The organism is Pseudomonadota bacterium (assembly GCA_030775045.1).
In the GTDB taxonomy this organism is placed as follows: Bacteria; Pseudomonadota; Alphaproteobacteria; order JALYJY01; family JALYJY01; genus JALYJY01.
The window spans coordinates 1-8,022 of record JALYJY010000083.1; the positions used below are offsets into that span (position 1 = coordinate 1).

Annotated in this window: 4 protein-coding genes; all 4 read right to left on the minus strand. The window is 57.9% G+C overall.

Annotated elements, in window-relative coordinates; genetic code table 11:
• The coding region (locus M3O22_07480; protein ID MDP9196586.1) for a glycine--tRNA ligase at positions 1–1,491 on the minus strand (1,491 nt) is incomplete at its 3' end.
• Between the two features lie 64 nt (positions 1,492–1,555).
• Complete coding sequence (locus M3O22_07485) at positions 1,556–4,336, minus strand: autotransporter domain-containing protein (protein ID MDP9196587.1); 2,781 nt, start codon at positions 4,334–4,336, stop codon at positions 1,556–1,558.
• A 153-nt stretch (positions 4,337–4,489) separates the two neighbouring features.
• The gene (locus M3O22_07490) at positions 4,490–5,023 is read right to left on the minus strand and encodes a M23 family metallopeptidase (GenBank protein ID MDP9196588.1); all 534 of its coding nucleotides are present in this window, start codon (positions 5,021–5,023) and stop codon (positions 4,490–4,492) included.
• Between the two features lie 508 nt (positions 5,024–5,531).
• The coding region (leuS, locus tag M3O22_07495; GenBank protein MDP9196589.1) for a leucine--tRNA ligase at positions 5,532–8,022 on the minus strand (2,491 nt) is incomplete at its 5' end.

Consider the following 8,022-nt stretch of genomic DNA (forward strand, 5'->3'; position numbering starts at 1 on the left):
CATCAGGGCCATCTCGCGGGCCATGTATTCGCGGATGCTGCCGATGGCGATGCGGTCCTGCTTCATCGTGTTGCGGTGGCGCACGGTGACGGTGCGGTCCTGGGCCGTCTGGTCGTCGATGGTAAAGCAGAAAGGTGTTCCGATCTCGTCCTGGCGGGCATAACGCTTGCCGATATTCTGCTTGATGTCCAGGTCGATGCTGTAGTGTTCGCGTACATTCATATAAAGTTCGGTCGCCAGGGGCACATGCTCGCCCTTCGCGGTCAGGGGCAGGATGGCGGCCTTCCTGGGTGCGATCGAGGGGTGGAAGTTCATGAACATGCCTGCCGGACGGTTCGGATCAACCGTATAGGCCTCGCACAGCAGGGCCAGTACACCACGGGTCAGGCCGGCTGCCGGTTCAATCACATGGGGAACAAAGCGTTCGTTGGTCACCGGATCCACGTATTCCAGCTTCGTCCCGGAATGCTCCTGGTGCTGTTTCAGGTCAAAATCGCACCGGTGGGCAATACCTTCCAGTTCCCCGAAACCGGGAGCAGTAAAGGGAAAGCGGTATTCGATGTCGGCCGTGCCATAGCCCTCTTTGGCATAGTGTGACAGCTCGTCCCTCTCATGGTCGCGCATGCGGATGTTGTCACCGGACAGACCGATGGACGTCCAGAATTTCTGGCGCTCGGCGAACCAGAAATCGCGCCACGTCTTCGCTTCGGATGGATGGCAGAACCACTCCATCTCCATCTGCTCGAACTCGCGCGAGCGGAAGATGAAGTTGCGCGGCGTCACCTCATTGCGGAAGGCCTTGCCGATCTGGGCAATACCGAACGGCACGCGCACGCGGCTGCTGTCCACCACGTTTTTGAAATTCAGGAAAATGCCCTGTGCTGTTTCGGGCCGCAGATACGCCTTGTTCTCTTCGCCCGCTGTTGCGCCGACGAAAGTGTGGAACATGAGGTTGAACTGTCGCGGCTCGGTCAGTGTGCCGGGTGTTTTTGTATCAGGGCCAATAATATTGGCCAGCGCCTCTTTTGGCATCGCTGTCAGCGACACCTTTTCGAAATTGCCCGGGCTTTTGCCTCCGGACAGGTTCTTGATGCGCCTTGCGATGGCATCTTCTTCCGTGTTTTCCACGATGGCGATGGATGAGCCCTCGCCGTTCTTCGGCACGTAGACAACAAGATGGTCGGCGCGGTAGCGTAACTTGGTCTCACGACAATCCACCATCGGATCGGAAAAGCCGCCCACATGTCCCGACGCCAACCAGGCCTTGGGGTTCTGGATAATGGCGGAATCAATACCAACGATATCCACTGGCTGGCCGTCGGGACCGACCGGCGGGGTAATGACCATATGCTTCCACCACAGGTCGCGCAGGTTGTTCTTCAGCTCGACGCCCAGCGGGCCGTAATCCCAGAAACCGTTGATACCCCCGTAAATATCGGACGCGGGGAAAACAAAGCCCCGGCGCTTGCACAGGGCAACGATATCTTTCATATCAACAGTCTTGGCTTCGATCATGGCATTCAGCGTCTTTCACATCCAGGAAAAGACAGCTTTCTTACCACTGAACGCGCAATCCCGCAAAGAGTCTGTGGGATGAGAGGTCACCGCTGATCCGGCCTTCATAGTCCATGACAAGGGCCGTGCCATCCGCGGGCATGGCCCAGGCAAGGCCCAGCCCCACAACACCCGACAGGCGGCCTTCCCAGGCTGCGGGCTCGATGTCCATGAATGCGGTGGGCAGGCCCACAAAGGTTACATCGCGGTTGGTATCCCGGTCTCCTGCATCGTACTGGGCCCCCAGGCGCAGCTGGGGCACAACCCGATTGCCTTCTTCAGTGATATACAGCTGTGACAGGGACAGCACGGCCGTTCCCACCAGGTTGTCGTCGAACTCGTCCTCAAAATGAAGATTGGCATCATCGGCGCCGGTTTCCGTAAAGCTTTCCTGCCACAGGCCCGAATAACGCACACCCACCGCGGGCGTCACGAACAGACCGCCACCCATATCCAGGCCATAAGCGGCCTCGATTATGCCGGAAATGCTGTGGCCATCATACTCGCCTTCCGCATGGCGGCGGATGGTACCGACAGTGATGTCCCGCCCGTAGTCCACCTGGTGAAAGCCATAGGCCACCGCTCCTGACAGCCAGAAGGGCCCATCCTGGTAAGCCGCATAGATACCCCCCTGGTAGCTGTTCATCGTGGCGTCCTGAGGCCGGTCTTCCATATCCACATCTGCGCCCGTCCAGGCGCCCGTGACGCCCAGCATGACATTCTCATCCACAAAGGTATCGGCGCCGCCCTGAAAGCCATAGTGGGTGGCATTCAGCTGGTTGTCCTCATGGGCCTGGTCCCGCTGTCCCAGAGCCTGTCCCCACACGCCATTCGAAAGCGCCGGGTCAGGCCCGGTGAGAAGCGCGCCGGTGTTACTCATCAGCATGGCCAGCTGCTGCTGCATGTCCGCACCGGCGGATGCCAGCCTGACCGGCTCCTGGTTCATGGCCAGATTCGATGGAACCTTTTTGACAAGGCCGCTGATGCGGTTCAGCGAAAGATCCCGGAACTGGTCGTTGTGGCGGAAGATCACGTTGCTCATCTGGGGCACCAGATCGCCGCTCAGGCTGTCCAGGGCCGCACGGGCATCCTCTGTGGACAGCAGCTGGAGCGCGTCATAGATCGCCCCGATATCGGTGCCGTTCATGTTCTGGGCCGTATCCAGCGCGGCCAGAACCTGGCATCGGTTATGCGTATTGGCCGCGCCCACGGCACTGCAGTCAAATCCGCCCCCCCCACCACCGCCACTGCCAAAGAGATCGGTCACGGTCAGAATGATATCCTCGCCGGGGCCATCCACAGCGCTGACCGTCAGCTCCATCAGACCCGTTGTAATCGTCTGGCCATTGACGTTGACGGCGCCAATGAGTAGCCCACCAACGTCAACCAGGGTATATGCCTGGCCCAGCATATAGCCCCCCGACTGGGCTGTGACCGCAATCGAGCTGTTCGGCAGCAGGGTCATGTTGTTGCTTATATTCATAGTGCCACTGGCGGCATCCGTCAGACCAAAGTGCAGCGTACCGTCCCCTGTATAGCTGAGTATGTTAAAGATCTGGCCCACATCCGCAGAAACAGTTCCGCTGTTGACAATATTGGTGCCAAAGCCGGCAAAGCCAGGCAAAGACGCTGTCAGGCTGGCCCCGCTGTCAATGCTCAGGGATGCGCTGCCCATGTTGGTACCATCAAGCCTCAGGGTACCCTCGTCGACGTCAATCGCGCCTGAGATGGAAATCTCATTAAAAGCCAGAGTTCCGGCCCCTGTTTTTGTTATATCGCCCTCCCCTATGATGAGAAATAACCCGATTTCCTCTCCGGACGAGATATCAAGGTTCAGCGTACCGGCAGTGCCACTGCCCAGAATGATTCCGGATCCTGTTATATTGCTGATCAGGGTGTCTTCGGTAAATGTGGCTTCAAACCCGTTCAGATCGAAACCTGTATCTGTTATGTCCAGAGCAGCGCCGCCCTGGAAAATGTTGTTTGCCTGCACCTGGAATAGGATAACAGAGGGCTCAATCCTGACTGTGCCGCTCCCGGCAAAAACCCCGGCCACCTCAAAGGAATTGGTGATAGTCAGCGTTGCGTTCCCCGTCCCCAGATCGATGGTTGTACCTGCCGCGATAAGTCCGACCCCTATAGTCTGGTCGAACCCGTTCAGATCAAGCGTGCTTGTACCATTGGAAACCAGGGTCGCATCGCTGAGAACATTCAGGGCCTGCAGGGTGACCACAGCCCCGTTGTCAAGAACCAGGTTGCCCTCCCCTGTAACTGTTCCTGCCAGCGAGTGGTCCCCTGCAGCCAGAACTATACCGTTACCCGTAAGATCAAGGACGCCCCCGGCCTGAACAGTCAGGTCGAAAACCTGAAACTCGTCATCTGTTGATGTCAGGGTACCGCCATTGTTGATCGTCACAGCCCCCGTGCCCAAGGCAGTGTCACTTCCGCCAGTAACAAAAGCGTTGGCTCCGATAACAGTTCCGCCACTATAGGTATTTGCTCCTGACAGGGTCTGGAAGATGTTCTCAAAAATCAGGGATATACCGCCACCTGTGGTAATTGTTCCTGAATAGCTGAACGTTCCATCTCCGCCGTTCAGGGTCAGTGCGCCGGCGCCATTGACGGTATTGGGAGTATTACCTCCGCATACCCCTCCTGCATCACTCAGCCCCGTAATTGTTGCGCTGCCGGCCACGGTGAATCTGCTGCATACCTGCGCGAAGGCAGGTGTTGAAAAAAAGATCACACCCATAATGACGCCGATTTTCAGAGGCCCGGCCATGAAAGTATTTTATTCCCTGCTTCATCCTGACAGAAAAGGTGTAACGGAAGCGCGAATCGGTGTAAAGGCCCGATTCGCAGCTTTGAATCTTATTTTTCTGACAGAAAACAGTTAACAGAAGGTTGCCGGCCGGAAACCGGGCAATAAATGCTCCTACGAGCCCGTCTTTGCGAGGGATGAAACCAGGCGCAGTGACGGGTCCAGGAAAAACATCTTTTTCCAGCCCTGGGCGCTGCTGTCGGCCAGCCAGGGATACGGGACCAGCGTCAGGATGGTATAATGCAGATGGGACGGTTTGCCTTTGGCGTTGCCCGTATTGCCCACCGTGCCAACGGGCCGGCCTGCTCCCAGCAGGGTTCCGGCGGAAACGTCGTACGCGTCCAGGTGGGCCAGATAGTGCAGCCGCCATTTTGGACCCAGCATCAGGACCACCTTGCCGCCCATGGAGATTTCGCCGGCGAACAGAACGATCCCGTCCACGGGCGCCAGAGCCGGCGTTCCCTTGTGGGCAAAAATATCAACGCCCTTGTGCACGCCGGAACGCCCCCACGGCTCATGCCAGAAGGATTTTTTATTCCAGTCCTGTTTCCCGGCCCCCGAAACAGGCATGACAAAACGCTCTGACACAAAAAAACCGGCTATCAGGATCAGGCCAGCCAGTAGAAATACATATCTGAAGCGCTTCATTGTCTGTCCGGCAAGATTTTCTTTTCAGATCTGGAAATCCTGGACCGGGGGACCCTGTGAAAGTCTTGCCGACCCATCTTCAAAAAGATCAAAATGGGACAGGATTTCTGGCGGAACGTTCTGCGTTCTGAAAATTTCTTTCAAGACACCTGCTGTATCCTGGGTCAGTTCTCTGGTTTCAACAGAATATTTTCCAGGACGACAGGCTATACCCTGCGACTGGAGAAAGTTGGTGAAAAGGAAAACCTGGTTTTCGTCTCCGCCCTTGAACTCAATGTTTTTCAGATGATGTGGCCCAAGGGCGACCTCCTGCCTCCCTGACCTCCTGATGCGCAAAAACAATTTCCCGGACCGGAAACCAGAAGGATTGAAGTCCGTTGCCGATTTGCCAAGGCACAGCGCTGCTGAAAGTAATCCTTTGATAAACATTATAAGCTGTTTTCCTGGGCCCTTTCGGACCATGGGACTTTCTTATAAGGATCTGGAATGACGAATAGGGAGAGCTCATTTACGCCACCACATTCACAATTCTGTTAGGAACCACGATCACCTTGCGCGGAGTTTTGCCTTCCAGGCTGCGCACGACGGCGGGATCGGCCAGGGCGGCGGCCTCGGCGGCCTTTGCGTCCATATCGCGGGGAAGTTCAATGGTCGCGCGGGTCTTGCCGTTGACCTGGATCGCAATCGTCACCGTATCATCCCGCGCCAGATCAGCGTCGGCCTCGGGCCAGGGCGTGTTCACCAGCATTTCCTTGTGGCCCAGCATCTGCCACATCTCTTCCGCGATATGGGGCATCAGGGGGCCGATGAGACGCACCAGGGTTTCCAGCGCCTCGCGCAGGGCCCAGGCCTCGCCCTCGCCGGCGCCTTTCACCTCGGCAATGGCGTTGGTCATCTCGCGGATCAGGGCCACCACCTTGTTGAAGTGGAAATTCTCCAGTCCCGCCGTGACGGCCTTTATCGTTTTATGCACCGTGCGGCGAAGCTCCAGCGCTGTGTCCGAAAACGCCGCAGGAGCACCAGCCCCAACTGCGGGCAACGGCACGGGTGTCTCAACCACCAGGCGCCACAGGCGGTTCACATAGCGCCATGCACCCTCGATCCCGCCCTCGGTCCACTCCATGTCCTTGTCCGGCGGACTGTCCGACAGGATAAACAGGCGGCCCGCGTCGGCACCGTAGGTGTCGGTGATGTGGTTGACGCCGACAACATTGCGCTTGGACTTGGACATCTTGAGCAGGCCAGCGAAAGTCACCGGCGCGCCGTTATGCACGAATTCACCCTTGTCGTTTTTCGTCATTTCTTCCGGGTAAAGCCAGTGGCCCTTGGCATCCCTGTACGCCGCGTGGGTCACCATGCCTTGCGTAAACAGGCGCAGGAATGGCTCCTCGAATCTGAAATAGCCGCATTTCTTCATGGCGCGCGTCCAGAACCGGGCGTACAGCAGGTGCAGGATGGCGTGCTCGATCCCGCCAATGTACTGGTCCACCGGCATCCAGTATTCCGCCGTCGCCTTGTCAAACGCCTTGTCCTCGTTGCGTGGATCGGTAAAGCGGGCGAAGTACCAGCTGGAGTCAATGAATGTATCGAAGGTATCCGTTTCCCGCTGGGCCTTGCCCTTGCAGGTGGGGCAGTCCACATGCTTCCACGTGGGGTGCCGCTCCAGCGGGTTGCCAGGCTTGTCGAACGTCACATCCTCGGGCAGCGTCACGGGCAGCTGGTTGTCCGGCACCGGCACCACGCCGCATTTTTCGCAGTGGATAATCGGGATCGGGCAGCCCCAGTACCGCTGGCGGGAAATACCCCAGTCGCGCAGGCGCCAGTTGACGCGGCGTTTGCCCACGCCCAGGGCCTCCAGCTTGTCGATGTATTTCGTGATCGCCTGGTCGGACGTAAGACCGTCGTACTCCTTGCCCGAATTGATGAGCGTACCCTTCAGCGGATAGGGCTTGCCTTCCTCCACGCCCGGACCGGTGATCACGGGACGGATCGACAGACCGTATTTTTGGGCGAAGGCAAAGTCGCGCTCGTCATGGGCCGGGGCAGACTTGATCGCGCCGGTGCCATAGGTATAGATAACGAAGTTGCCGATATAGACCGGCAGGCGTTCCTGCGTCAGGGGATGGATGACCACCCAGGGCGTTATATAGCCTTTCTTCTCGGCCTTCTCGATGGCTTCTTCACTGGTGCCGAGAGCCTGGCATTCCTCGATGAATTTCTTTGCGCCAGCGTCAGTTTCCGCCAGTTTGTAAGAGAGCGGATGTTCAGGGGCCAACACGGCAAAAGTCGTGCCCATCAGGGTGTCCGCACGGGTCGTGTAGACCTGCAGTTTTTCATCGGAGGCGAGACTGGGGCCTTCAATTTTGAAGAAAAACTCCACGCCTTCGCTGCGGCCGATCCAGTTTTCCTGCATCAGGCGGACTTTTTCCGGCCACTTGTCCAGGGTTTTCAGGCCATCCAGCAGTTCTTCGGCGAAATCCGTGATTTTCAAAAACCACTGGGATAGCTGGCGCTTTTCCACGGGCGCGCCGGTGCGCCAGCCCTTGCCGTCGATCACCTGTTCGTTGGCCAGCACGGTATGGTCCACGGGGTCCCAGTTCACCCAGCTTTCCTTGCGGTACGCCAGGCCCGCCTTCAGGAAATCCAGGAACATCTTCTGCTGATGCTTGTAGTAACCGGGATGGCATGTGGCGATTTCGCGGGACCAGTCGATGGACAGACCCATGCTCTGCAGGTCTTTTTTCATGGTCGCACTGTTTTCGTACGTCCAGCCGGCGGGGTGCAGCCCCCGCTCCAGCGCTGCATTCTCGGCCGGCAGACCAAACGCGTCCCAGCCCATGGGGTGCAGCACGTTGTACCCCTGCGCGCGCCTGAAACGGGCGATCACGTCCGCGATGGTATAGTTGCGCGCATGGCCCATGTGGATGTGGCCGGACGGGTACGGGAACATTTCCAGCAGATAATACTTGGGCTTTTTGCTGTCAGGCGTGGCTTTGAAA

Bases quoted from the DNA above. Each gene is read 5' to 3' on its own strand.
- M3O22_07490 (MDP9196588.1), bottom strand. From the start codon at position 5,023: ATGAAGCGCTTCAGATATGTATTTCTACTGGCTGGCCTGATCCTGATA.
- M3O22_07485 (MDP9196587.1), bottom strand. From the start codon at position 4,336: ATGGCCGGGCCTCTGAAAATCGGCGTCATTATGGGTGTGATCTTTTTT.